General features: G+C 39.3%; 22 protein-coding genes and 1 pseudogene. 18 read left to right on the forward strand and 5 right to left on the reverse strand.

The features are described from left to right. Positions 1-108 precede the first annotated feature (108 nt). The 3 genes and pseudogenes from FN924_RS18015 (at position 109) to FN924_RS18025 (ending at position 2,529) form a co-directional block, all read left to right on the forward strand. Positions 109-694 (forward strand): annotated as a pseudogene (locus FN924_RS18015) (TetR/AcrR family transcriptional regulator). Positions 695-771: 77 nt separating this feature from the next. Further along, positions 772-1,539, forward strand: a complete 768-nt coding sequence (locus FN924_RS18020; RefSeq protein WP_143896896.1) for an electron transfer flavoprotein subunit beta/FixA family protein — start codon at positions 772-774, stop codon at positions 1,537-1,539. A gap of 12 nt (positions 1,540-1,551) precedes the next feature. Next, positions 1,552-2,529, forward strand: coding sequence for an electron transfer flavoprotein subunit alpha/FixB family protein (locus FN924_RS18025; protein WP_143896898.1), 978 nt, complete (start codon positions 1,552-1,554; stop codon positions 2,527-2,529). A 202-nt stretch (positions 2,530-2,731) separates the two neighbouring features. Here FN924_RS18025 and FN924_RS18030 read toward each other — a convergent pair whose 3' ends face one another. Both FN924_RS18030 and FN924_RS18035 read right to left on the reverse strand, forming a co-directional pair. After that, positions 2,732-2,962: a hypothetical protein gene (locus FN924_RS18030; RefSeq protein ID WP_143896900.1), complete on the reverse strand. Its 231-nt coding sequence runs from the start codon at positions 2,960-2,962 to the stop codon at positions 2,732-2,734. Positions 2,963-3,115: 153 nt separating this feature from the next. Continuing rightward, on the reverse strand, positions 3,116-4,219 hold the full coding sequence (locus tag FN924_RS18035; RefSeq protein ID WP_143896902.1) for an HD-GYP domain-containing protein: 1,104 nt from the start codon (positions 4,217-4,219) through the stop codon (positions 3,116-3,118). Between the two features lie 231 nt (positions 4,220-4,450). On the opposite strand from FN924_RS18035, the gene FN924_RS18040 reads away from it, so the two are divergent. Further along, complete coding sequence (locus tag FN924_RS18040; protein WP_143896904.1) at positions 4,451-5,350, forward strand: 3-hydroxyacyl-CoA dehydrogenase; 900 nt, start codon at positions 4,451-4,453, stop codon at positions 5,348-5,350. A gap of 271 nt (positions 5,351-5,621) precedes the next feature. Here the strand turns inward: FN924_RS18040 and FN924_RS18045 are convergent, their stop codons facing one another. Continuing rightward, a complete protein-coding gene (locus FN924_RS18045) occupies positions 5,622-7,595 on the reverse strand; it encodes a carbohydrate-binding domain-containing protein (protein ID WP_143896906.1) in 1,974 nt (657 codons plus the stop codon). 205 nt (positions 7,596-7,800) lie between these two features. Here FN924_RS18045 and FN924_RS18050 point away from each other — a divergent pair, with 205 nt between their 5' ends. The 13 genes from FN924_RS18050 (at position 7,801) to FN924_RS18110 (ending at position 23,408) form a co-directional block, all read left to right on the forward strand. Continuing rightward, the gene (locus tag FN924_RS18050; RefSeq protein ID WP_143896908.1) at positions 7,801-8,487 is read left to right on the forward strand and encodes a response regulator transcription factor; all 687 of its coding nucleotides are present in this window, start codon (positions 7,801-7,803) and stop codon (positions 8,485-8,487) included. Next, positions 8,480-9,778 carry a sensor histidine kinase gene (locus FN924_RS18055; protein ID WP_143896910.1) on the forward strand — a complete coding sequence of 433 codons (1,299 nt, stop codon included), beginning with the start codon at positions 8,480-8,482 and terminating at the stop codon, positions 9,776-9,778. Before FN924_RS18050 ends, FN924_RS18055 begins: the two co-directional genes overlap by 8 nt. Positions 9,779-9,901: 123 nt before the next feature. Continuing rightward, positions 9,902-10,600, forward strand: a complete 699-nt coding sequence (locus FN924_RS18060) for a polyphosphate polymerase domain-containing protein (RefSeq protein ID WP_143896912.1) — start codon at positions 9,902-9,904, stop codon at positions 10,598-10,600. A gap of 17 nt (positions 10,601-10,617) precedes the next feature. Then, the gene (locus FN924_RS18065; protein ID WP_143896914.1) at positions 10,618-11,301 is read left to right on the forward strand and encodes a DUF4956 domain-containing protein; all 684 of its coding nucleotides are present in this window, start codon (positions 10,618-10,620) and stop codon (positions 11,299-11,301) included. Positions 11,302-11,482: 181 nt separating this feature from the next. Then, entirely contained in the window at positions 11,483-12,571 is a 1,089-nt protein-coding gene (locus FN924_RS18070; protein ID WP_143896916.1) for an ABC transporter ATP-binding protein, read from the forward strand. Positions 12,572-12,583: 12 nt separating this feature from the next. Next, positions 12,584-13,474 carry a carbohydrate ABC transporter permease gene (locus FN924_RS18075; RefSeq protein WP_143896919.1) on the forward strand — a complete coding sequence of 297 codons (891 nt, stop codon included), beginning with the start codon at positions 12,584-12,586 and terminating at the stop codon, positions 13,472-13,474. A 15-nt stretch (positions 13,475-13,489) separates the two neighbouring features. Beyond that, positions 13,490-14,314 (forward strand): carbohydrate ABC transporter permease, encoded by an 825-nt coding sequence (locus FN924_RS18080; RefSeq protein ID WP_143896921.1) that lies wholly within the window; start codon positions 13,490-13,492, stop codon positions 14,312-14,314. Positions 14,315-14,424: 110 nt separating this feature from the next. Then, positions 14,425-15,780, forward strand: coding sequence for an ABC transporter substrate-binding protein (locus tag FN924_RS18085; protein ID WP_143896923.1), 1,356 nt, complete (start codon positions 14,425-14,427; stop codon positions 15,778-15,780). A gap of 70 nt (positions 15,781-15,850) precedes the next feature. Continuing rightward, complete coding sequence (locus FN924_RS18090) at positions 15,851-17,239, forward strand: MBL fold metallo-hydrolase (RefSeq protein ID WP_143896925.1); 1,389 nt, start codon at positions 15,851-15,853, stop codon at positions 17,237-17,239. A gap of 273 nt (positions 17,240-17,512) precedes the next feature. Continuing rightward, the gene (locus FN924_RS18095; protein WP_143896927.1) at positions 17,513-21,043 is read left to right on the forward strand and encodes a thermonuclease family protein; all 3,531 of its coding nucleotides are present in this window, start codon (positions 17,513-17,515) and stop codon (positions 21,041-21,043) included. 180 nt (positions 21,044-21,223) lie between these two features. Continuing rightward, entirely contained in the window at positions 21,224-22,045 is an 822-nt protein-coding gene (locus FN924_RS18100; protein ID WP_143896928.1) for an FtsZ/tubulin family protein, read from the forward strand. An 84-nt stretch (positions 22,046-22,129) separates the two neighbouring features. Next, positions 22,130-22,585 carry a staygreen family protein gene (locus FN924_RS18105; protein ID WP_143896930.1) on the forward strand — a complete coding sequence of 152 codons (456 nt, stop codon included), beginning with the start codon at positions 22,130-22,132 and terminating at the stop codon, positions 22,583-22,585. A 79-nt stretch (positions 22,586-22,664) separates the two neighbouring features. Further along, positions 22,665-23,408 (forward strand): hypothetical protein, encoded by a 744-nt coding sequence (locus FN924_RS18110; RefSeq protein WP_143896932.1) that lies wholly within the window; start codon positions 22,665-22,667, stop codon positions 23,406-23,408. A gap of 25 nt (positions 23,409-23,433) precedes the next feature. Here FN924_RS18110 and FN924_RS18115 read toward each other — a convergent pair whose 3' ends face one another. Next, positions 23,434-24,942: an HsdM family class I SAM-dependent methyltransferase gene (locus FN924_RS18115; RefSeq protein ID WP_143896934.1), complete on the reverse strand. Its 1,509-nt coding sequence runs from the start codon at positions 24,940-24,942 to the stop codon at positions 23,434-23,436. Between the two features lie 137 nt (positions 24,943-25,079). Continuing rightward, positions 25,080-25,700 (reverse strand): DUF3298 and DUF4163 domain-containing protein, encoded by a 621-nt coding sequence (locus FN924_RS18120; RefSeq protein WP_143896936.1) that lies wholly within the window; start codon positions 25,698-25,700, stop codon positions 25,080-25,082. Positions 25,701-25,855: 155 nt separating this feature from the next. Here FN924_RS18120 and FN924_RS18125 point away from each other — a divergent pair, with 155 nt between their 5' ends. Further along, the gene (locus FN924_RS18125; RefSeq protein WP_143896938.1) at positions 25,856-26,557 is read left to right on the forward strand and encodes a CAP domain-containing protein; all 702 of its coding nucleotides are present in this window, start codon (positions 25,856-25,858) and stop codon (positions 26,555-26,557) included. Positions 26,558-26,711: the final 154 nt, after the last annotated feature.

The following is a 26,711-nucleotide window of genomic DNA, read 5'->3' on the forward strand; positions in this document are numbered from 1 at the left end:
AAATTCCTGCGGATAATCATTGACACCAAGTAGGAATTCGAATATGATTAAGAAAATGAATGACTATTCATTCATTAGTTGATTAAATTTTAACACCGAGGTGCCATTATGACAAGTAGAAAAAAAGAAAAATATCATTTAATCCTCGATGGAGCACTTCAAGTCTTTGCGGAAAACGGATATCACGGATCCCAAGTTTCAAAGATTGCAAAGGTTGCAGGCGTTGCGGATGGAACAATTTATTTGTACTTCAAAAATAAAGAAGACATCCTCATCTCCTTATTTAAAGAAAAGCTTGGAGAGCTTGTTGGGAAATTTGAGGCAAGTATTGAACACATTTCGGATGTTTCGGAAGCAATACGAGAGATATGTCGCATTCACTTCACAGAATTGGAAGCAAATGTCCCACTCGCTTATGTTACACAGATTGAGCTTCGTCAAAGCAACTTAGACATGAGAAAAGCAATTGGGCAGACCGTGAAGCCATACATTAAGCTGCTAGAAGGTGTAATTCGAAAAGGTGTTGCGGATGGAACATTTCGCTCCGACCTTGATGTAAAGCTTACTCGTTTGTTACTTTTTGGTGCAATGGACGAAGTCGTGACGACTTGGTTAATCGCCGGGCAAAAAATATTCATTATCTGAGCAAGTGGATAAAACGGTTGAGTTCTTTTTAAAGGGATTAAAAGCATAAGGTGATTGCATATCGCAATCCCTCTTGCTTCTATCATAAACATTTACTTTTTCTACCATTTGAAAGGAGAAGGTACCATGAACATTTATGTTATTTTGAAGCAAACGTTTGATACAGAAGAAAAGATTAACATCGAGAACGGTCACATTTCAGAGGATGGCGTACAATATGTCATCAATCCATACGATGAATATGCCGTAGAAGAAGCCATCCAAATTCGTAACGCACATAATGGAAGCGTTTACGTTATTTCCGTAGGTCCTGAAAGAAGTACGGAAGCATTAAGAACTGCGTTAGCTATGGGAGCTGACGAAGCCATCCTTATTTCTGATGATCGAATTGGCTCAGATGAATACACCATTTCCAAAGTATTGGCTTCTTACTTAAGTAAACAATCTGTTGACCTCGTGTTAGGTGGATACTTTTCAGTAGATAGTGGCGGTGGCCAGGTGGCCATTCGTTTAGCGGAGCTATTAGACCTTCCGCATGTTGGATCCGTTACGGAATTATCGATTTCAGATGGAAAAGCAACCGCTGTTCGGGATGCGGAAGGAGACCAAGAAAAACTAGAAGTGATGCTACCTGCTTTGTTTACTGCACAGCAAGGGTTAAACGAACCTCGTTACCCGAGCTTGCCTGGGATCATGAAAGCGAAGAAAAAGCCATTTACACAGCTTTCATTAGATGACTTAGATATTTCTGAAAGCGAACTCGTAGCCAAAACCGAGCGAAAAAGTATTTCACTTCCACCTGAGCGAGAAGAAGGAAAAATCCTATCTGGTGAAGTTTCAGATCAGGTCCAAGAATTGGTGGAGCAATTAAAAAACAAATCGAGAGTCATATAAGGAGGCTAAATCATGAGTAAAACAATCTTGGTTGTTGCAGAACAACGTGATGGAAAACTACGTCAAGTAACCTATGAAGCGATTCAAGCTGCCAAATTATCGTCGAATGAAGGAGATGTGATTCACTTAGCTGTTTTGGGCTCTGATTTGAGCGGTCTACAGGATTCTCTTGCCTCTCTCGGCGTTCAAAAAGTATGTATAGTAGATGATGCGGACTTAGAGCATTACAATCCAGAAGCTTATGCTAGCGGACTATCCCAAGTCATTGAATCTTCAAATCCTGAAGGTATCGTATTTGGACACACCGCCATCGGTCGTGATTTAGCTCCGGTCATTTCCGCTAAATTAAATGCCGGACAGATTTCCGATGTAACAGCCATTGAAGATTCTGTTGAAGGCGTCCTGTACACGCGACCAATTTATGCCGGAAAAGCGTTTGAACAAAAAACATTCCAAAGTGTCCCTTGGGTATTAACGGTGCGCCCAAACAATATTGATGCAGATCAAACGAAGGGTGCTCCTGAAGTAGAGCATATTAGCTATCAAAAGCCCGCTTCGTTGCGAACCGTTATCCAAGAAGTAGTTCAAAAAACATCCGGAAAGGTGGATTTAACAGAAGCAAAAGTGGTTGTAGCTGGTGGTCGTGCTGTGAAAAGTGCAGAAGGCTTCAAGCCATTGGAAGAATTAGCAGATGTGCTAGGCGGTGCGGTAGGAGCATCTCGTGGCGCTTGCGATGCCGGATACTGTGATTACTCCTTGCAAATCGGGCAGACAGGGAAAGTAGTAACACCGGAAATTTATATCGCGTGTGGAATTAGTGGAGCGATCCAGCACGTTGCAGGAATGAGTCAATCCAAGATTATCGTAGCGATTAACAAGGATCCAGAAGCTCCTATTTTCAAAATTGCGGATTACGGAATCGTTGGCGATATTTTTGAAGTAGTGCCACAACTAACAGAAGAGTTTCGTAAAGTGGTCGCTGCGAAATAAATATTTTTAAGCACGGGTGGTCCCAGAACCACTCGTTTTTTTGGTTAAACAAAAGCTTTTAAATTTCTTATTTTTTTATAAGCAACTCTTTGGCAAGGAAATTACAAAACAAAATATCTCCGGATGTGAAATGAATATAGAGTCCTATAGCTATAAGAAAAATGGTCGTACTATCAATGATTATTTTTAACATGAATTTCTCCTAAAAAATGATTAAGCATAAGCTTATTATGATAAATAGGATTAATAATCCAAACAGGACTAAGTCTTGTTTATTCCTTTCCTTCTTTAATTGAAACATAAAATAAACAGATAACGCTAAAAACAATAGATTTATGAGAATTGTAACTGCACGACACTCCAGATAATCATAAATTGTTAAGTAGGAAATGATAAACGTAGTTAAAAATATCCATAGAAAAATAAGTCTCAACAAACCACCTCCAACCGTTATTATCTTGCTAGATTATCCAACAAAGAGGTCGTAATTTCCATTAGTCTTATTACCTATTACTTTTCCAAATATAGAACCGGATGTACAGTCACCATCCGGTTTTTTGTTTATGATTATAATAGTTATAATAGCTTAAATAGGTAATAAAACATCTGTTTCGATAATATATAGATCTCTATCATGCTGTAAATTTAAAGTTATTTCATAGGGCTCCACTGGCTGTTGATATTCATCTTGAACAATTCGTAGCGTCAACTTTTTCACGGAATAACTGGCGACAATTCCAACTCGTCCATCTGATAACTTAACCGTTAATCCCTGTGGGTATATAGCAATACAATCCTTAAACAGATTAACCTGATAAGCATCAAACCTAGTCCCTGCATGTTCCTCTAACCAACCTATTCCTTCATGTGGAAGGATTGCCGGTCGATAAGCACGTGCTTGCGTAACTGCGTCAAATCCATTGGCTACACTAATGATTTTAGCATATCGATGGATGTCTCCATCCATCAACCCTCTTGGGTATCCTGTTCCATCCACTCGTTCATGATGCTGCAGTGCACAGTGTGCAACCGGAATTGGGATTTCATGAATCTTTCGAATAATATTGTATCCTTGTTCACAATGATTTTTCATCTGCTTCCATTCGTCATCTGTTAATGGAATCGGCTTATTTAGTATTTCTTTCGGAACGAACAATTTTCCTATGTCGTGTAACATAGAGCCTAAACCAATATCTTCAATCTCCTTTATTGGCAATCCATTTGCCAGTGCCAGTTGGCAGGAATAAATGGCGACATTTAAACTATGCCCATAGACGAACGATTCTTGAATTTTCGTTGTTGCTAGTAAATTGATAGCAGCCCGATTTGTAGAAAGCTCGTCTGCAATATCTCGAAATACCTTCTGAAACGTTCGAATGGCACGCGCCGACTTCATCATACCTTGTAAATTTGGTTTAGATACATTTAAATCCGCAATATCCATTAGCCCTTGATTGATGGTCCCAATCGCCTCCATCCGAAACTCTACTGGAATTGCTTCCACAATTTCTATTCCTTCAGAGAAATCGTCTTCTATGTACACCGAAGTAATGTGAAATTTTTTTAGCTTCTTAATCATTCTTTCTGTTAATTCCGTGCCCTCTGAGAGCAGAACCTTTCCACGTTCGTTATAGATAGCTCTTCCCAGTTTAATTCCTGACTGAACTTTTTCAATGGAAATGATTCGCATGTTTTATCCTCCCATCCTGCAACCTCTTTCTACGTCTAATATACTATGTCACCGTGTTATTTCAACAATTTTCGAACAAATTAGCTATAGAACTTGTCGATATGATTCTCTTCTCTAAATTCTTTTAAAGCCATATGCGAAAAAAGTGACGATTTAATCCCTATTCTTTATTATTAGTATGGAGGGCATTGGGAAACATAAACAGGATGAAAACCTGAAAGGAGACCTATCATGAACTACAAAAACATTACGGTAGCCGGGAGTGGCGTATTAGGAAGTCAAATTGCCTTCCAAACCGCATTCCACGGATTTCAAGTAAGTGTTTATGACATCAACGATGAAGCATTAGATCAAGCTAAAGAAAGAATCGAAAAGTTAAAGCCTCGCTACCAAAAGGACCTAAATGCAACACAGGAACAAGTTGATGAGGCACAAAACCGCCTTTCTTTTTATTCGGATTTAGCGGAAGCAGTAAAAGAGGCAGATCTAGTTATTGAAGCTGTTCCCGAAGTTGTTCCAATCAAGACAGAGTTTTATAATAAATTAGGGGACGTTGCACCTGAAAAAACTATTTTTGCCTCTAATTCGTCTACCCTATTGCCAAGCCAGTTTGCGGATGCAACAGGGCGTCCAGAAAAATTCCTTGCTTTGCACTTCGCAAACGAAATTTGGTTGAATAATACAGCAGAAGTCATGAAACATGCTGGCACCGATATGAATGTATTTGATGAAGTATTGGATTTTGCCAAAGCAATTGGGATGGTTGCCCTGCCTCTACATAAAGAGCAACCGGGTTATATTTTAAATTCACTTCTTGTTCCTTTATTAGACGCAGCAGAAATTTTGTTGGTCCGTGGAGTTGCAGATGTCGAAACCATTGATAAAACTTGGATGATTGCTACTGGAGCACCGAAGGGACCTTTTGCCATCTTAGATGTGGTAGGAATAACTACTGCTTATAACATTGTTAAAGCGAAAGCAGAAGCAACTGGCAACGACGAATTAAAACAATTAGCTAACCTATTGAAAACCGAGTATATCGATAAAGGAAAATTAGGGACCGCTACAGGAGAAGGATTCTACACTTATCCAAATCCACGCTTTGAGGATCCTGATTTCTTAAAAGGCTAAAGAAAAAAAGAGGCTAGGACAAAAGGATAGTAAGCAATAAAAAAACGAACAATTATCATTAGTGCCTATACCCCGCTCCGGAAATATATTACGCTTTCTGCGGGCGGCTTGGTGAGCCTCCTCGTGCTGACGCACGGTGGGGTCTCACCGATGCCTTTTTTCCCGCTGGAGTCTACGTATATTTCCGGAGCTAGTATAGGCTATTGTTCGGCTTTTCGGCTTATCCTTTTCATAATGTCCCAGCACCTTTTTTCTTTTCTTATAACCTGTTTTAAGCATCTTCTTCTGTCGTTGATTCTTCTTGCGGCGTAAATCCTTCTGGTGGAGTGAATCCTTCCGGCGGTGTACCACCCTCTCCAAATTTTGGTCTTTGACCCGATCCACCTTGACCACGTCCTCCTGGTCCCATTCCAGATTGTGCCTCTGTTACCCCTGACTCATCTAACCACGTAACCACATCAGAGATTGTAAACTCCACCACTTTGGTTCCTTTCGTGTACGTTCCATCTACATATAGACCATCCGTTTCCTCCCCTGTAGAAGTTCCACCTGTGGATAAAGTATAAGTTGAATCCTTCTGTAAGTCAGGAGAGCTAATATAGATGGATTGAAATTCCTTGCTTGGTGCATAGCTCACTACTGTATGACCTTCTCCATCTTCGACATGAACTAGTGTACCCGCTTCCTGTACATTAGAGAATGTCATGAGAATGGCTTGTTGACTTGAATCCTCTGAGCTTGCTTGTAGCATTCCAGAGCTACCCGCTGCGATAAGAGTTCCACCACTAATTTCAAAGGTTCCAGCGTAATCTAACGATCCGTTCCCGCTATTTGTAGGGCCATTTACCAGAACGGTTCCACCTGTCATCGAAATGGAACCATTGGAATCCAGGCCATCTCCGCTTGCATCCATAGCTAGATTACCACCAGAGATGGTTAGCATACCTTCACTAGCTTCTGCATCCATGCCTGAACCATCATTTCCTCCACCGACATTTACACCGTCATCGGTTGCAACCACGTGAATATCTCCTCCACTAATCGTAATATTTCCACCTTCTACTCCTTCATAGCTTTTAGATATGGAGATGGTACCGGCAGTTGTTTCAACGGTTGAGTCTGCGTGAACCGCATCGTCACCGGAAGCAATGGTAATGTCTCCACCTGCCAACGTTACATTCTTATTACTGTGGATGGAATCGTCTAGTGAATCGATGTCAAAGGTTCCACCTGTGACCGTTAAATCGTTGACTGCTTTTATCCCTTTTGTACTTTCAGATTCCGTTTCTTCCGTGGTTGTTGTTTCGTTGGACCACGCCCCTCTTCTTTGCTCCATAGGATTTTCAATCGTTTCCGGGCTTCCACCACCAGCTACAATTGAAAAGTCCCCACCCGTTATCCAAACTGCATTTTCTGACTGAATTCCATCCTTTTCAGATTGGATATCAAAGCTTCCACCTTCCATAGCAAGGATTCCTTTATCAGCATCTGTATTACTAGTTCGAATACCGTCTCCTCCTGCTTCTACTGTGACTTTTCCATCCTTTACTGCAACTAAATCACGACCTAGTATGCCATCATCTACTGCTTTTACATTAATGCTTCCACCTGTAACCTTTAATTGATCCTTACCCGTAATCCCATTGTTAAAGTTTCCTTCAATGGATAGGGTTCCTTCTCCATTGATAACAAGGTCATCTTTACTAAACAACGTTGCATTTGGCTCTTCTTCTGCTTCATCCTCATATTCATAATTATTTTCATCCGATAAAGTATTTTTCGTTCCTTTTTCTATCGAAACGATGGTCTTTTCTGCATTTTTCACATAAATCGCCGAGCTTATGGAGGAATGAATGTCTACTCCATTCAAGACAATACGTACAGCATGTTTATCTTCCGCATCCACTACAATTTGACCGTCTTCCCAATTTCCACTAAGAACATAGACACCACCAGTCTTAATGGTTACCTTCTGATCTTCTATTAGGAGAGAATCTGTATCTTCTACATTCACTTCAGTTCCTGATAACTCTATATAGGTTGGATCTTCTTCCTTCCAATCTGTATAAAAGTCTTCTTCATCATAGGTTACTTGCTCTTCCATGGCAGCAATGGTTGCTGCTTTTACTTCATCTGTTTTCGATTCATTCTTCACCGTTGATTCATTATTGTTACTACATCCAAACAACAGGGCAATTGCTAATAGAACCGCTGTTGATTTCACATACATAGAGTCCATGTTCATTTTATTCGTGCTCCTTTTTGTCCTTCCTTTTTGAAGGTGCGCTGCCTCCTGACAATCATTATGAAAGACAAACCTTAACCAAACCTTAAAAATCAACTTTTCAAAATTTGTATTTGCATTTCTAACAAATGTCCCTATAATCAAATCTATCACCAAGGTCCTTTTGAAGAGAAAAAGGAAAAAGCAGAAAAAGGAGTACATGACGATGAAACTGCTTATTATCGAGGATGATCAGCATCTATCCCAGTCTATAAAAGAAACAACGGAAGAAATATTCCAGACCGAGCAAGCGTTTGACGGCGAAGAAGGTCTTTATTTAGCTGAACAGGGCATATATGATGTCATTATTTTAGATATCATGCTCCCTAAAATGAATGGGTATGAAGTGTTAAAGGAATTACGAGCGTTAGACATTGCTACTCCTGTGATCATGTTAACCGCGAAGGATGGTATTGATGATAAGATTCAAGGATTTAAGGTTGGAGCTGACGATTACTTAGTAAAGCCCTTCCACCGAGAAGAATTATTACTACGATTGGAAGTCATGGTAAGACGGACAGCGGGTGCATTTAAGGAATCCATCTTAGTCTTTAAAGATCTCCAGCTTAATGTAAAGAACAAACAAGTTTCCATCGCGGGAGAAGAAGTGAAACTAAACGGAAAACAGTTCGATTTGCTGGAGTACTTTATTCACAATAAAAACACCATTCTTACAAAGGAGCAAATATTTGACCGGATTTGGGGGTTTGAATCCGATACATCGATGACTGTGGTGGAAGTGTATGCAAGTAACTTACGAAAAAGCTTAAAGCAATTTGGATACGATCAATATATTAAAACGTTCCGTGGTCTCGGCTACATGTTAACCGATAATGGTGACGACCATGTTTAAGAAAAAACTCTTTCGTACTCAACAGCTGAAATTTATGGCATTAAATCTATTGGCTTTCACCATTATCTTTTCGATATTTGGCTTTATTATCTTTAGCCAAGTGAAAAGCACATTATATTCTAAAACAGATGAAGAGCTACACCGATTAGCAGAAAGAATTCAGTCCGAGCAGCGATTCGATGGAATTAAGCCAGGTCCAGATGGAGTACGTGATCCGGATCAAGGACCGGATGGGCCGCCCAACGATTTTCTTAACCCAAGAAGTATCGTGATCGATTGGAATGAAGCTGGTGAAATAATAAATGAAGAAGAAATTGGTACCGTACTTTACGAAAATATTTTAGCCCATTATACGCTACCAGAAGAAAATGTAAATACCATCACGAATACGACGATTTCGGAAAGCTATCATTTTCGTTATTTATTAATAGAAGATCATAATCCCGATGACAACGTTGCTTATACGCAACTATTGGTCAATGTGGATGCCGAGCAGACTATCATTGATAACTTTGAAAAAATCATTATCATCTGCTCCTCAATTTTTATTATGCTATCCATAACAGCAAGCTATTTACTTTCTAAGAAAATGATGGAGCCGATTATGGAATCCTGGAATAACCAAGCTATGTTTGTGGAAAATGCATCTCATGAACTGCGCACGCCATTAACGGTAATTCAAAACAAGCTAGAGCAATTACTTACAACACCACAAGAAAAAATATCCAATAAATTCGAGCATATTGCTTTAAGTCTTTCGGAAACGAGACGTTTAACCAAACTGACATCCGATCTATTAACCTTAACAAGAGCAGATTCTGCAGAAACACAATTTACGAAAACTAGCATAGAGCTTGATTCATTTATACAAGAAGTATGTGCTCCGTATATGGAAATTGCAGAATCTCAGGATAAGCATTTTTGGTTAAACTTAGAAGCACCTATCCAATTAGAGGTCGATAAGGATCGATTCCATCAACTTTTAGTCATTTTGCTAGACAATGCATTAAAATACACGTCAGAAAAAGACAGTGTTGGTGTAAAAACGTATATAGAAGATCATAAAGTCGTCCTTGAAGTGAGAGATTCCGGTAGTGGTATTGAAAAGGAAAACATTCCCTATATCTTCGACCGATTCTACCGTGAAGACAAAGCAAGATCACGTGAAACTGGAGGTACCGGCCTTGGTCTTTCTATCGCACAATGGATTATTAGAATTCACAATGGCACAGTTAAAGTATATTCAGACCCCAAAAAAGGTACTGTATTTAAACTTAAATTCCCGAAATGAGATCACCGATGAAGGTGGTCTTTTTTTTTGTAAAAATGTTTAAAAGGTTCTTTAAGGTTCTTTTAAGGTTGGCATTTCATAATAAGGGCACAGCTTGAAAAACCAAAAGGAGTACGATGTCATATGTCCCTTATTAATCAAAATGGAAGCAAAGGAAGAAGAGAGTTAAAGCATGAGCTGACAAAAATGGATTGTCACTTGCTGCGAAACAAGCTAAAGCATGTGATGCGTCTAGACCCGCATGCTGATGCGGATGGAAAATACTTCATTCGAAGTGTCTATTTCGATAACTTCGATAATAAAGTATTGACGCAAAAAAAAGAAGGCTTTTTTGAACGAGATAAGTACCGAATTCGCTTATACAATTACAACTCCGACATCATCCATTTAGAGAAAAAGAGTAAACGAGATAATCTTACCTATAAAGAAAAGTGTCCGGTTACTGCTCAGGAATATGAAAGCATACGGTACGGTGCTATCGATTGGATGAAGGACGATGCACGAAAGCTTATCCAAGAGCTGTATGTGCATATGAAGCTATACAAGCTCACCCCATTAACCGTCGTTGATTATGAAAGAGAAGTCTATATCTATGAACATGGAAATGTGCGCGTAACCTTTGACAGTGAAATCAAAACAAGTTTTCGCAATAACGACCTATTAAATCCCGATTTACCGATGGTAGAAACCGATTCCGACATTGTCATATTAGAAGTGAAATTCGATGAATATTTTCCTGACGTCATTAGAAGGCTCCTACAGCTCGATAACCGACGAAGAGGGACCTATTCTAAATACCAAGTAAGTAGAATGTACGGATAAAACAGGAGGAAAAAACAATGGAAACAACAAACTTTACTGATATTTTTAAATCTAGCATTTTAGAAAAAACAAGTAGCTTTTCAATCATCGATTCTAGCATAGGCTTGGTCGTATCCTTTTTAATTGGATTATTTATTTATTGGGTTTATAAGAAGACTTTTTCTGGTGTCATATACTCGCATTCTTTCAATATTTCTTTAATTATCATGTCCATGGCTACAGCACTTATCATTATGGGGATCTCCTCTAATGTGCTGTTATCGCTAGGTATGGTAGGAGCCTTATCTATCGTTCGCTTCCGTACCCCAATCAAGGACCCGATGGATCTCGTCTACTTATTTTGGGCAATCATTGCAGGAATTCTTTGTGGAGCAGGATTTATTCCACTCGTACTTATCGGTTCTGTAGCTATCGGGATTGTGCTGCTTCTTTTTATTAATAAGATAAGAGTAGAGGACCCATATCTTTTGGTAATTAAATATAGCGACTCCTCTATTGAGCATTCTTTGGAACACTTTATCGCAGGTCATGCGAAAAAGCATACTGTAAAGTCTAAGTCTGTTGTAGCAGGCGACGACTATGAAGCTACCTATGAAATACGAGTAAAAGATAATAATTTGAGTTTCATTCATGAAATATCTGATATGGAAGGTGTAAAGTCCGCAATCATGCTTAGCTATGATGGGAACTTTACAGCTTAGTAGGAAACCCGAGATTTCAAATAAATCTCGGGTTTTTTTATAGTTTATATACAAAATGAACAATACTTATTCTATTTCCCTCTAATTATTTTCAAAACTTTACACCCAGTTAACTTCCAATTAACACTACTTCTTTATAATCAGAGCTGTGACTTTCTCACTAGATTAGGAGGCTACATCTTTGAAAATAGAATTAAAAGACCTTTCCATGCAATTTGATGATGTGTTAGCCGTAGACCGATTAAATGTAACCATTCGTGAGGGAGAGTTAGTTTCTCTTTTAGGCCCGAGTGGTTGCGGTAAAAGTACAACCTTATTTATGCTTGCCGGATTGTACAAGCCTAGTTCAGGAGATTTGTACTTTGGAGAAAAAAGAGTAAATGATGTGGAACCTGAGAATCGAGAAATTGGAATGGTGTTCCAAAACTATGCTCTTTATCCTCACATGACGGTGCTAAAAAATATCATGTTCCCTTTAAAAATGAGTAAAGTTCCGAAACAAGAAGCACAAGAACGTGCGATAAAAATGGCGAAGCTTGTCCATATTGAGCATTTATTAGACCGGAAACCTGGACAACTCTCTGGTGGACAGCAGCAACGTGTTGCCATTGCGCGTGCATTAGTAAAGGAACCAAAACTATTACTCTTAGACGAGCCCCTTTCTAACTTAGATGCTAGATTACGTCTAGAAATGCGGGAGGAGATTCGTCGAATTCAGCAAGAGGTTGGGATTACAACGATTTTTGTTACGCATGATCAAGAAGAAGCAATGAGTATTTCGGACAAAGTATTGCTCATGAAGGATGGACAATACCAGCAATACTCCGCTCCTCAACATATGTATGACAAGCCTAGCAACATGTTTGTCGGAACGTTTATGGGAAGCCCACCGATTAACATGATTCCGGTTCTCTATAGTCAAGAGTCTAATTCCATTCAAATGAACGAAACGGAAAGCACATTATCTCTAGGACAGCAAATCCATTCTTCTTACGGACCCAACATGATACTTGGAATTAGACCTGAGGATTTCGTATTAGTAGAGGATAACGCTACAGAGGATGTATTAACGGCAAGGGTCACTGTTGTAGAACGAATCGGACGAGATACGATGCTTAATGCCACAATCGGAGACAAGCATATACGAGTGTTGATTGAGCCAGATGTTCCAGTCCAGCAAGGGGATATTGTAAAGCTTGGTGTCCGACCAAATCGCTATCATCTATTCGATAAAGAAACGGGACGCAATGTTTTACTCGAAAACGCATAAGGAGGGCTAACCTTGAATGAAAAACCGACGTTAACTTCGACTGTAAAAGCTCTTCTATACTTGTTACCTGCTCTCATTATATTAGGAGTATTTAATATTTATCCAATCATTAAGTCGTTCCTCATGAGTCTCTACACAGACTATGACTACTTTAATGATGTGGTAAATGAATACGGATTTGATAACTTCGTTTACATTTTTCAAGACCCAGAATTCTGGTTATCTATGAAAAATACGATTATTTTTGTCATTGGGGTCGTGCCCATATCTATCGCGATCTCCTTAGCTATTGCCATTTTATTAAACGCTAAGATTAAGTTTAAAGGGTTATTTAGAACGATATACTTTATCCCTTTCGTAACATCTGTTGTAGCTATATCCATTGTGTGGCGTTGGATCTTTCACACGGATTACGGTCTTTTAAACTATTTTTTAGGACTGTTTGGGGTCTCACCAATCGAGTGGTTAACTGATCCTACATGGGCTATGCCTTCCTTAATCATTCTAAGTATTTGGAAAGGGCTTGGCTACAACATTGTTATTTTTCTAGCAGGCTTACAGAACATTAATAAGCAGTATTATCTCGCTGCCCAAATAGATGGAGCTTCATCCTGGAGACGATTCCTACATATAACAGTTCCATTACTTTCGTCTACAACGTTCTTTATTTCCATCGTTTCTATTATTAATTCCTTTAAAGTGTTCGATGAAGTGTTTGCTTTATTCGATGGTAAGCCCGGTCCTGCATACAGTGCCCAAACCGTTGTTTACTATATCTTTGAAAACTTTTACAACAATTGGGAGTTCGGGATTGCATCCGCCGCTGCATACGTTTTATTTATCGTTATTTTTATCTTCACCTTAATTCAACTGTATATTGGAAAACGGAAGGTTACGTACTAGAAAGGAGGACACTTCATGCCAAAAGCTGCACTTTCCAAAGGATTTATTTATGTAATCCTTATACTCGGTAGTATCCTCATGCTACTACCTTTTATCTGGATGTTAAGCACCTCCCTCAAATCATCGGGAGAAGTGATGATGATGCCTCCTGTTTGGATTCCTTCTGATATTAAATGGGAGAATTACGCGACCGCTTGGGAGATGGCACCATTTGCACGATATACCGTAAACAGCATCGTCGTTACGATATTAAGCACGTTAGGTGAATTAATCACGACCATCTTAGCCGCCTATGCATTTTCGCGAATCTCTTTTTATGGTCGAGATGTTGTTTTTGCAGTTTTACTTGGAACCATGATGGTTCCAGGAGAAGTATTGCTTATTCCAAATTTTGTTACTTTATCTAACTTAGGATGGATTGACCGCTACGAGGCGTTGATTATTCCTTGGACAGCTAGTATTTTTTCTATTTTTCTATTACGTCAGTTCTTTCTCGGGATTCCTAAAGAGCTCTCTTATGCCGCGAAAGTCGACGGCTGTAATAATTTTCGTTTCTTATGGACCATCATGGTCCCATTGGCAAAGCCTGCTCTCATTACGATTGCACTTTTAAAAGCGATTGGAAGCTGGAACGCATTCTTATGGCCACTAATTGTGACTCAATCTAAGGAAATGCGTACCCTTCCTGTTGGACTTACATCTTTTAGCACGGAAGCTGGCACCGTTTATGAACTATTAATGGCTGCTTCCACCATGATTATTCTACCCATGATTGTACTGTACCTAATTTTACAAAAGTACATTATCGAGGGCGTCGCAAGATCCGGAATCAAAGGGTAATCACTGTGTATGACATTTAGGAGGTGATCCATCGAACAAGTAAGCTTGGACAACGAAGAGGAAGTTGAACGGATTACGTTTACTACTATTAAAATGGAGGTTTTACATTCATGAAAAAACTTTTATTACTGATGTTTGCAGCTGTACTAGCTGTTGTACTAGTCGCATGCGGAAATGAAGATAGTGAATCGGCATCCGCTAAAGAAGAAGGGGACTCAAAAGCGGAAGAAAAGACAACGGAAAATACGGAAGGAATCGGCACAGTCATTGATTCTCCTGTAGAAATTGAGTTCTGGCACGCAATGAGTGGGGACCATGAAAAGGCTTTAGCAAAGATCACAGATGATTTTAATGCTTCTCAGGAGAATATCACCGTGAAACTAGTAAACCAAGGTAGTTATGATGATCTTTCTCAAAAGGTTATGGCAGCGGCTAAAGCTAAAAACCTTCCTGTTTTGTCTCAAGCTTATGAAGATTGGATCACAGAGTACCTAGAAAATGACCTTGTAACAGATCTTACTCCTTATGTGAATGACCCTAAATACGGTTGGAGCGAAGATGAGTTAAATGATATCGTAGAAATTTTCCGCCAATCTAACACTTGGGATGGAAAATTCTACGCCATGCCATTTAATAAAAGTACACGTATCATGTTCTATAACAAAGACTACTTAGAAGAAGCTGGCTTAGAAGTACCAACTACTTGGGATGAGCTGCGTACAGCTGCTGAAAAACTAACGATGGAAAAAGACGGTAAAAAAGTGGTTGGGTTAGGTCTTGAAAACTCTGTAACGCTTGAGTTCAACCAATGGGTCGAACAAGCTGGCGGAGAATATTTAGATGAAGAATCCGGAGAGTTTAAGCTAAATACTCCGGAAGGAAAAGAAGCACTAGAATTCGTGAACGGTATGATCCAAGATGGTGTTGCTCGTACAGCTGGTGAAGATGGATACATGTCTGGTCCATTTACTCGTGGAGATGTCGCACTTTACATCGGATCTTCTGCTGGTATTCCATATGTTGCTGGTCCTGCAGAGGAAACTGGAATTAACTGGTCAGCTGCCGTGCTACCAGCTGGTAAGGAAGCTGCTACCCCATTCGCTGGTACAAACGTAACCATATTTAATTCGGCAACAGATGAAGAAAAATTAGCTGCTTGGGAATTCACCAAATTCCTTATTAATACAGAAAACACAGCTTACTGGGCTTCTAAAACTGGTTACCTTCCTGTTCGTTACTCTGCATTAGAAAGTGATGCATGGGTAAAGTATAAAGAAGAAAACCCAGTTTATGGTGTCGGAGAGCAACAATTCGATGCCGGGTTCTACGACCCACGTGTAGCAGGTGCTAATGAATTGAAAAATGCCGTGGCCAAAGAACTAGATAAAGTATTACTAGGAGAAGCTACGGTGGAAGAAGGCTTAGAAGCTGCTCAAAAAGCTGCAGATAACATTCTAGGAAACTAATTATATGGATAGCAGAGGAACCAAGAAGGTTCCTCTCTTTCTATCCCATTCTATAAAAGGAGCTTTTTACATGACAAGCCTGATATTTTACGGTGGTTTAAGAACTATCGGTGGAACAATTATTGCTGTTGAATATAAAAATAAACGAGTAATCTTTGATTTTGGCCTTACCTATAACCCTGCAGGGCAAGTTTTGGATGGACAAGTTATGCCACGCCCTTCTGCATTAACTAGAGATTATCTTAGGCTAGGTCTCATCCCTCCTATTGATGGGGTTTATCCACAAGACTCATTACCCTCCCACTCCAGTATTTTATCTGCACAAGAGTACGAGGGGGAAACTGCTGTCCTCATTTCTCACTTACACTTAGACCATATGGGTGCAATGGGTTTGATTGATCCATCCATTCCCGTCTATATGACTAAGGAGTCCCAGCACTTGTATGAGTCCCTTCATACCATTGGAGAAGGTGCACCCGGAGAACGTACCTACCAAACTTGTATAGAAGAACAGCCTTTTTCTATCGGAGAAATCATAGTCACACCACTCCCAGTTGATCATGATATCGTTGGTGCTTGTGCTTTTCATATTGAAACGCCAGAAGGCTCCATTCTCTATAGTGGTGATGTAAGACTTCACGGAGCTCATCCCGACCGAATACAATCTTTTGTAAACCAATCCAAGGGAAAAGGGTTTGATGTTCTTATCATGGAAGGTACTACCCTACGAAATGAGGAACAGCTTTCAGTGGAAGATCTCACTGCTGATGCCTCGAACCCTGAGGATTTACTGACAGAAGAAAAAAGGGTACCTGAGCAAATTGCAAAAGAATTAAATGCTGTAAAAGGGATTGGTGTATTCAATATCTACCATCGAAACATCGAACGCATTCAAAACATGATTCTAGCTGGAAAAGAAGCAAGTCGGACTGTCGTCCTCGAAATTGAAACCGCAGAAATTGCATCTAACCATTTGGAAGAGGCAAATTTTCACATTTATGAATCTGAAGAAATCCAAGAAGAAAAAGACAACTTACCTCTTTGGAAAAGGCGTCTATTAGAAAAGTATCCAACGGTTTCCGTTCAAGAGATAAACAAAAATCCAGAAGCTTATTTGTTACAGAATTCCTATCCAAACGCATTAGAACTATTAGATGTAAATGTCGAGAGTGGCATTTATATTCATTCTAATGGGGTGCCATTAGGTTCGTTTGATCCTGCGTACGATAACCTGCATCGGCTCCTAGATTTAATCGGGTTAGAAAAGGTTCAAGTAGATTGCGGAGGTCACGCTATTCCACAGCACTTACAGTACTTGGTCGATGAATTAGATCCGAAAATACTGATCCCTTTACACAGCTTTCATCCAGAGCGACTATTTCCACCTAACGGAAAGCAATTTTTACCTAAGTATGGCTCCGTCTATAAGCTTTTGAATGGAGATATTTTTGAAGAGTAACATTTGTTACTCTTTTTTCTTTAAAGTAAATTTACAATATTAATCCATGACCCCTCTTGTAATCTTTTTAGACAGACCAATAGTCCCATACACGCTCATTTATTTCTTCTTTTCCGAGAATTTTTTTCATAAATACTGGAATTAGGTAATATAAAATACCTGTTTTTACCTAATTTATATAAAAATAACAAACTTTAAATAAATACAATTTATACTTAATATTGAGGTTTTACTATTAAGGTTGAACCAAAAAATAGGGAGGAATTAACTAGAATGAAGAAGTGGACAAGCATCTTACTCATTTTTGCACTTGTATTTAGTAACATCCTTGCAGCGACACCTCTGTCCGTTTCCGCGGCCGAACAATCCAACTCCATCACGGTAGCGGAAGCATTAGCAACCCCACAAGGAACCGATGTCACCATGACTGGTTATATCGTTGCTGGTTTTAATGGGCAATATGCGGTGGAAGTTGCCGATTCAACGGATGCAACGGAAACGATTGTCGTTAAACTAGAATCCGAACAGCGTTCCGAATTTAGCCCTGTAAATAACCCAAGTGCTCTTCATCAGCAAATTGTAGTAACAGGAACACGAGACGTTTATTCGAACAGAGAATCTATCGAATATGTCTCAAGCATCTCCTTTGTATCCGAGCCTAATCCAGATGATCCGAATGACGGAGACACTTTAACAATTGCACAAGCACGCAACGTGGCTGCTGGAGAAACGGTGACGGTAGAAGGTATGGTCACAGCGAATGGTACAAAAACGTTTATCCAAGATGATACGGCTGGTATTAACCTCTACAGTCCTGCTGACTCTACTCCTTTTTCAGTAGGAGATTTCGTAAAGGTAACCGGTGAAAGAGAAGATTACAACGGCCTTCAAGAAATTAGTAATTATACAGTAGAAGTTCTTTCCTCTAATCAATCTGTCACACCTCAAACGGTTACCATTGATCAAGTCAATGAAAAGGTCGAAGGAGAGCTTATTCGACTAGAAAATGTAACAATCGGTCCGATTAATACAAACGGAAATACCTTTATTGAAGACGACAATGGAAATTCTATTGCAATCTATCAAATCCCAGCTCTAGAACATATTTCAGCTGGTAATATCGTGAATGTCACGGCTATCGGCACGGAATTTAAAGGAACCTATCAACTTCATGTTGAACAGGCCGATGATGTAGAATTTGTATCCGAAGGTAGTGATGATAACGGAGATCCTAATACGTACGAGGCTACTGTTACTAGTGTAGTAGATGGAGATACTATTCACTTTGAGCCAGCAATCTTCGGTAGTGACACGGTCCGATACGTAAATATTGATACACCAGAAACCTATCATTTAAATAGTTATGATAGTAGCTTGATTAATACAGATCCAGATCATGCCCAAAAATATCATGGTGAGCAAGCAAAAGAGCATTTAAAAAGCTTACTTCAACCTGGTGATGAGATTACGTTAAAGGTTGGCGAAGAAATAACTGATGCGTACGGACGTGTATTAGCTCAAGTCATTCGTAAATCAGATGGTTTAAACACAAACCTTGAAATGGTAAAACAAGGCTTTGCCTCCACTTACTTTATTTGGCCAGTTGGAGATATGGAAACGTATAATAAGTTCCAATCTGCTGTTAAGGAAGCAAAGGATAACAAACGTGGTATTTGGTCTGATACAAATACAGATGTACTAGAGCTACCTTTTGTATTCCGCGCAAGAGATGAAGGAGATGGATTATCTAGATATGTTGGAAACTCCGATACAAAGCTATATTACGAGCCAGCAAATTGGGCAGAGGTACCCGTAGAAAAGCGTATTTTCTTCTCCGAAGAAGAAGCCATCGCGAACGGATACACACCTGCATTCGAACGGGATTCCAAAATTGCTGACGCCCGTTACGCACCAGTTGGAAGCTCAGTTTCTATATCTGGAGTCGTAACACATATCAGCGGAGATAACTATTACATTCAAGATGATACAGCTGGAATCGTCGTTCGTTCCTCTAATTTAGATGCTAAAGTTGGCGATAAAATTTTAGCCAACGGCGTAACTAGCGAGTATTATGGCATGCTTCAGGTAGTCACAGAAGATGTTAAAGTAACGGAGGCTGGCGTAGGGGGTCCTAGCCCGAGCTACATCAAGGCTACAGATCTTGGAGAAAGCACGGAAGGTACACTCGTTGCCATTGAAAATGTGTCTGTTAATTCTGTAGATAGTAACCATAACTATACAGCTACCGATGGAAACGGAAACACATTTGTAATTGATTCTGATCAAGACCTAGTACAAACGGGTAAAACCTATGACACGATTATCGGAGTAGTAGATTATAACTTTAATACGTTTAAACTAGTTCCTCGTTCCTCTGAGGACGTTATCGAAGATATTCCAGTAAGTACAATTGAAGAGGCTAGAACGGCCGAGCTAGACACAAAAGTGCAAATCGAAGGAATCGTGACAGCCATTAGTGGACAAAACTACTACGTTCAAGACGAAACAGCTGGAATTGTCGTGCGTGTGGAAGAGCCAGGCTTTACAGCACAAGTTGGGGATAAAATTCGTGCAAAAGCTAGAACCGAAGAATACTTTGGATTATTAGAAATCATCCCGACTTTACATAATGTTTCTATTATAGAAGCAGGCGTTGGCGTTCCAGAACCAAAGCTAATTACCTCTGCAGATATGAATGAGGCATTAGAAGGTCAGCTCGTTGTGATTAAAAATGTAACTGTAGACTCCGCGGACGAGCACGGTAATTATCAAGCTACGGATTCTGATGGGTCACTAGTCATTGATAATGATGAAAGGTTCATTCAAACCGGTACGACTTATGAACAAATCATTGGGGTACTTGATTACAATTACGATGAATACAAAATCATGCCACGCTCTATGGAAGATGTTACCGTAAAACAAGCAGAACCAGAATTGTCCAGTATTGCTGATGCTAGAAACAGAGACCAAGGTACTCGTGTGAAAGTAGAAGGGATTTTGACCGCGAAATTTGATGATATGACTTATATTCAAGATGACACAGCTGGAATTGCTTTATATGGCACAGAAGTAGATGCCCATGTTGGAGATAAAGTGAAAGTAGTTGGAACAACAAAAGAATACTATGGTTTATCTGAGCTAGTAGATTACGAGGTAAAAGTAATAGAATCGGAAGTGGGCATCCCTACAGCGAAGAACATTACTTCTGCAGATGTAGGAGAGTCACTTGAAGGTCAACTTGTTACCCTTTCCATGGTTACAATCGATGGGAATGCAGAGCACGGGGAGTACTTTGCTTCCGATAAAACTGGAGAGTTCATTGTCGATAACAACAGCTTTGTAGAAGTTGGAAAAACCTATGAATCGATAACTGGCATTCTCACCTATGATTTCGGTTCGTATAAGCTTGTTCCTAGAACGGGAGAGGATGTTGTTCTTTATACCCCTTCACCTGAAGAAGTATTAATCGACACCCTGTTAGCAGGTGACTCTACAAAGTCTAAAGAAGTCGCATCAGGTTTTATCCGCCTAGTGGAGAACGGAACTCTTGCGAACAAAGAAGTAGCGAATCTCATTGAACAAACATTATACGAAAACTCCTACCAAGATTTCTTTACAACGATAAAAATTAAGAGAATTGCATTACAAATTCGAATTCTTTTAGAAATAGTAGAGCGCGATTTTCATTTCAGCACGATAGAAAAGATTGTTAATTATCAAGCAGAGAAAAGATTCACTCGCATCATCGAACGTGATATCTATGATATTTTAGTTTCGGGGAACCTGAAGAAAGCAAAGTAGAAGTAGACCCTCTAGTCATTATTAGTTTGATGACTAGAGGGTCTTTTTATATGTTATTAAAGGGATCAATAACCCGTTATTATGCTTCAACAAAACTAGTCATTTTTCTCGACAGGCTCTGACAGGTTTTATAAGAATGCTCCTTTATAATGAACAAAAAACGGACTGGGGAGAAGCATTATGGGGACATCTGTTAGTATTTATCAAATGAATAGCGACATACTGCAATCCGAAAAAAAGATGGACGAGCTAGAGCCGAATGATTTATGTTTTTATCGATTTATAGGTGGAAATCCTAGCGAAACGGATGATTTAATAGAGCAATTGAGCGAAGTTAAGGAGAGTCACGCTCTTCTAATCGGTGTTTTTCGTTTTCCTTTTCGGTTTGAAGGAAAGAAACGATTTGAAACAGCAACGATGCAGTATTTTCGAATGAAAGAGCTTTGTGATGCGGTCATTTATTTTAGTAGTGATGGTCTTATGGAAACAATCGATCCTAATACAACGATTCACGACGCAAACCAAACCTTTAACGCGATTGAAGAAAACACTATTGATACGCTTAGAGAAATAGTGGAGCAAACAGGTGAAATGAACATTGACTACCAGGACATTGAGACGTTCATTAAAGAAAACAGAGGTCCTTTATTCGTACATACAGTAGAAGGCGATACATTTGATGAACCATTGAAGTATTTAATCTCAACACCCTATCTACCAGAAGACTTTACAGATGGCAAACAGCTTATTATTAATATTGGTTATACGCGCGATATGGATATGGAAGCATTCCGTCAGATTAATCTTAGACTCCACGATTTATTTTCTAAAGCAGATTTGTTTAAGCTCGGCTCCTATTTCATGGACGAACCGGGTCAACGCTTTAAAATCACCTTACTTGTAAACGGAATAGATGACCCAACCTCCGTTCCTGCGGACTATAAAAGAATCCCCTTCTATAAAAGTTTATTAAAAAAGTGGACAACTAAAATCGGGTGGTGACAGGCACCACCCGAAAAATCTTGTTTCACGAATTGTTTCACACCTTTAATTCATACATATAACAACAGATCAATGAATGGGGTGATGAAATGCGAAGATTGGATCCCTTCGAAGCTACATGTAGAATTTCGAAATGGTATTACGAAACGCGCGCCAATTGATGGTCGAAAATACACCTTAACGCACTCGGATGAAACCGGGGAACTATTCTTAATCATTGACGATACCTATGCCTACGAAAAATTAACGGAAGTAAGAGATGAAGTGTTTGCCGAGTGGAGGAACATCCAGAACACCTATTTTCTCTATGTGTATGTTCTTATCAATGGTGGACAGTTTGACAATGAAACAGCGCGCATTCGTGAACAAATTTTCCGAAGAGAGCTCCCTCTTGCTCTCGAAGCAATTCGCTATGGAGACAACCATTTGTTCAACACAACCCCTTATCTAGATAACGCTCCTATCCTCATCTTTTTTCAATCGTTCCCATATTCCGCCAAAGAAGTATGGGGAACATTTTCTCAGCTTCCCTCTCCTTAACCTGGAAAAATATACAACGATTCCTTACGATGCCATATGGTATGATACAAAGTATCTAGCATATATGGAGGGAACCGCTTTGAATCGAGACACTATCTTGCAAACCATTAGACAAGAGCGAGAATTGCTTGAAACTAGCATTAACCAACTAATTAAAGACCGAATTAAATACATCCCGATTGCGAGCAAAGAATTGATGCCTTACGGCTGGAGAAAGGCTGGAAAAGGTCGTACTGTATGGCGAATTATCGAGGAAGTGATTAGCCAAAACCTTGAGATGTACGGTAGTCAGTATGGCTTTAAATCTGTCTCCCCCGCTCAATCAGAAGTAGGCGTTTATGATTTCGAGTTCGACCTCCAATCCGGGGCAAAGTCCTTTGTAAATATAAAATCAGCTGTGATTGATGGCAAAGTTAATAAGGATGATATTTCCAAAGCAATTGGATTAATCGATTTCCTTGAGGAAAATGTGGACTGTAAGCTTTATGTGGCAACCTTTCTAATTCGTTTCACGGATGACATGCACGTCGAATTAGTAAAATGTCTAGTCTGTCCAACCACATGGATTCCAGACGTCTATGTAAATCCTAGTAATAACGGAAATCTACAATCCAGTAAATATAAGGATTTAACTGCTATGGTGCCTCGTACTAATGCTGAGTTTCTTATAGAGCTGAAAGAACAAAACAAAATCGCAAAATTAGGTGGAAAAACAAAAATCCAAAAGCTTGTAGATAAAGAAGTAAAAGCTGGAAAAAATACAGATCAAATTGCTCGTTCTCTTGAATTATCGACTGCCCAATTAAAAGGAATACTTAAATAAAAGGAGCTTGGACTAAGTCCAAGCTCTACGTGTTTGCGATTAAATTTTCATTAAATCTCTTAATAGTTTCTATAGTTTCCTTCCTAACCTTTGCTTGCTCATAAATAACACGATTGATATTTTCTAGTTCAGCTTCAAAAGACTGATTTTCTTTTGCCTTATGATAAGCGGATTTTGCTAAGTCTTCTAAGGTAGCCTTAATAGCCGAATCCATAGGAAGAATTGGAATTCGGGATACATACCCCGACGTAATCATATTGGAGCGTATCATAATCCCTCGTACGAGATAGGTAACTAAGTCAGAATTTAAATAAGCAAGCAGCCACCAAGCGTCTTTGTCTTCGCAAATGATATTCGCATTCACCCCATACGTTGCATGTTCCGGCAACCGAGAAGCAGTAAACGCTACTCCCATGGAAGAACATGTAATCCCTGGTTGGAACAACAACGACTTATTCCGAACCATAAAATTCTTAATCTCTGCATCGAACCTTAAAAAATCCTTATGCAAATATAGTTGGTTATCGGTATAAAATCGGTTTTTTCCAGGATTTTTATAAAATGGAATCGTAAACGGATCCTTTTTTTCTTTGGACAAGTAAAGCTCGTCTTTTCCCGTCGAAATTCCCGTTACACATTTGAACAATTCTCCTAGTCTCTTCTCGGAAAAAAGGACGCGAATATCATCCGGACATTCTATAATAAATTCGTCATTGTCATTGGGGTTGGTTAGGACAATATCCTCCAATTCGAAGTACTTCTTGTTTCCATGCTGAAGCTGACTCTTCAGTTGGTCCTGAAAGATTACCCGGTTAGGTGGACGATTCGAAACCGCTACTTGTCCCTGGTATTGCTTTCCTTTTTGCAGGAAAATAATGCTCGTTCTCACATCTGCATCTTGGTCATGGAACAAATCTGTTGGACACATCGTAATTTCATGGATCGTGCATTCCTTCAAAATCTTCTTTCTCAGGTCCGTATGTGCTTTTGACGTAAAAAACGAATCATACGTAATTAAGCCAATCATCGCGCCTTCTTTTGCAATATCTATAATAGCGGACAGGAACATGCTATACATGTTATGTACACCGACATCATGAAAAAGACTTTTTAACGCAGCTTTATTATTTTTTATATAGTTAACCTCATGGCAGTTGTATGGTGGATTCGCAATGATGTAATCATATTCTCGTCTAGCTTCAGGATTTCCTTCCTGTAATAGGGAGTCCATCGTAAGCTGGCCATCTTGTTTTATTTCTTCATAAAAAGCGATGAAATCGCGTTGAATAAACTGACATGTATAGGTTTCTTTATGTTGAAATACATCAATCCCAACTACCTCTTTATCACGAGCTAAAAATTCCTCAACGAGCTCTTCCTTTCCAACACACGGATCCAACACCTTATGTCCATGTGGATGGAGCATAAGAAGGCGATGGCTCATATACTTAGCGACAAAATCGGGTGTATAGTAATAACCCAATTCTCTTCGGTCAATGTTATCTGTTTCAATTACTTTCGCATGTCTACCCATCACAATCTCCTCCTAATAGAAAGTATAATACACCCCCCATCATATCGCTACGATTAAAAACCGGGTGGTGCCTGTCACCACCCGAAAAATCTTGTTTCACATTTTGTTTCACAGGATCGTTCACTTAAGCTAGAGATTTACTTATTCGTTGCCATTCTTCCCAAAGGACCGTCCTCCTCTATGATGTCCTGAATCTCATAGACCGATATCGGAAACATCGGAAAGCCGAACACATACGGGGTGATGTCATAAAGCTGGAAATAGATAACAATTGCTTTATCCGCAATATAATAGTCCTGATTTGGATTAATTTCTGTAAACGGCTCTAAAAGCTGAATATCTCTTTCTTCTATTTGTGCCTTAATAATCGTGGAAAGCCTTTGAACATAATCACTACCTGGCTTAAATAAGCCTTTCAAAGAACAGAGTCCTTCTTCTTTCAGATCAAATGTTAAAGATTTTATATAGGTCATTCCGTGGGCAGCCTGCCTATGATACGTGTAATTGGAATGGGATAGACTCAACACTTGGCGTTGATTGTTTTTCACCTCATACTCTCCAATTACCTCTTCTACAGTAGAAGGCATATTTCCATACTGAAGATCAATAAGCGCCTGCGTCAGATCCACAATTTGTTGGTTCATGTATGATTGGAAAGATTCATTCTTCATCCCTGTAACCTGAGGGTAAAATACATTTTTACTTGGACCACCAGTGATTACTTCGGTTTTGATATTAACTGGTAAATAACGTTCCATAGTCTCCATCCTTTTTACTCTTTTTTAAAAGTCATTGTATTCACCTAATGGAGATACGTTAATTACTAAGAATACACCCATGCAAAAAATTACCAATTTATTTTCGTCAAAGTTAGAAAAAATACTAACAAAAAGAAAAGGAGATTTTTCTAACTATGAAAATGAATAAGCTTATTTTTACTGTCGTCGCACTGTTTTTTGGACTATTAGTTGCCTGTAATAATAATGACCAAGCAATGGATAATCGCGGAGATCGAAACCTTAATATCTCCAGCTTAAGAACGGATTCGAATAGTCAAAACTACCCTGAAACAGAACCTATCAAGATTCAGGACAAAAAGTATGAATTCCGTACGAAACAAGGGACTGATAGAAACCAACAACAAGGAACCAATCAGCAAAATCAAAATAATCAAGGTGAGCAACCACAAGCTCAGCAGCAGCCAAGCAAACAAGTTCCCAAAAACACAACACAAGGAACCCATGAGTTTGTCACTGCTGTTATTGAGTTAACAAATGCGGAAAGACAAAAAGAAGGATTACCACCGCTCAAAGCATACCCGGACTTAAATAACGTAGCAGGAACAAAAGCAAAAGACATGCATGATAAAGGCTATTTCTCTCATACGAGTCCAACATACGGTTCTCCGTTTGATATGATGCGTGATTTTGGGATTACGTATCAAGCTGCCGGCGAAAACATTGCGCAAGGTCAACAGTCACCAGAAGATGTAGTGAACGCTTGGATGAATAGTGAAGGACACCGCGCCAACATATTAGACGAGAATTTCACTCACATCGGAGTCGGATTTGAAAAGTCCGGTTACCAATGGGTACAGATGTTTGTGAAGAAATAACCAGGTGCCTGTCACCACCCGAAAAATCTTGTTTCACAGTTTGTTTCACAGCAATTCGCTAACAAAGAAAATAAAAATGTGTTTCTTATCCTATTGGAGAGATTGTGCTTACAATCTCTCTTTTTTATTTGATGCCACCAATCAAACAAACTAT

The sequence above is a fragment of the Radiobacillus deserti genome (assembly GCF_007301515.1).
GTDB classification, from domain to species: domain Bacteria; phylum Bacillota; class Bacilli; order Bacillales; family Amphibacillaceae; genus Radiobacillus; species Radiobacillus deserti.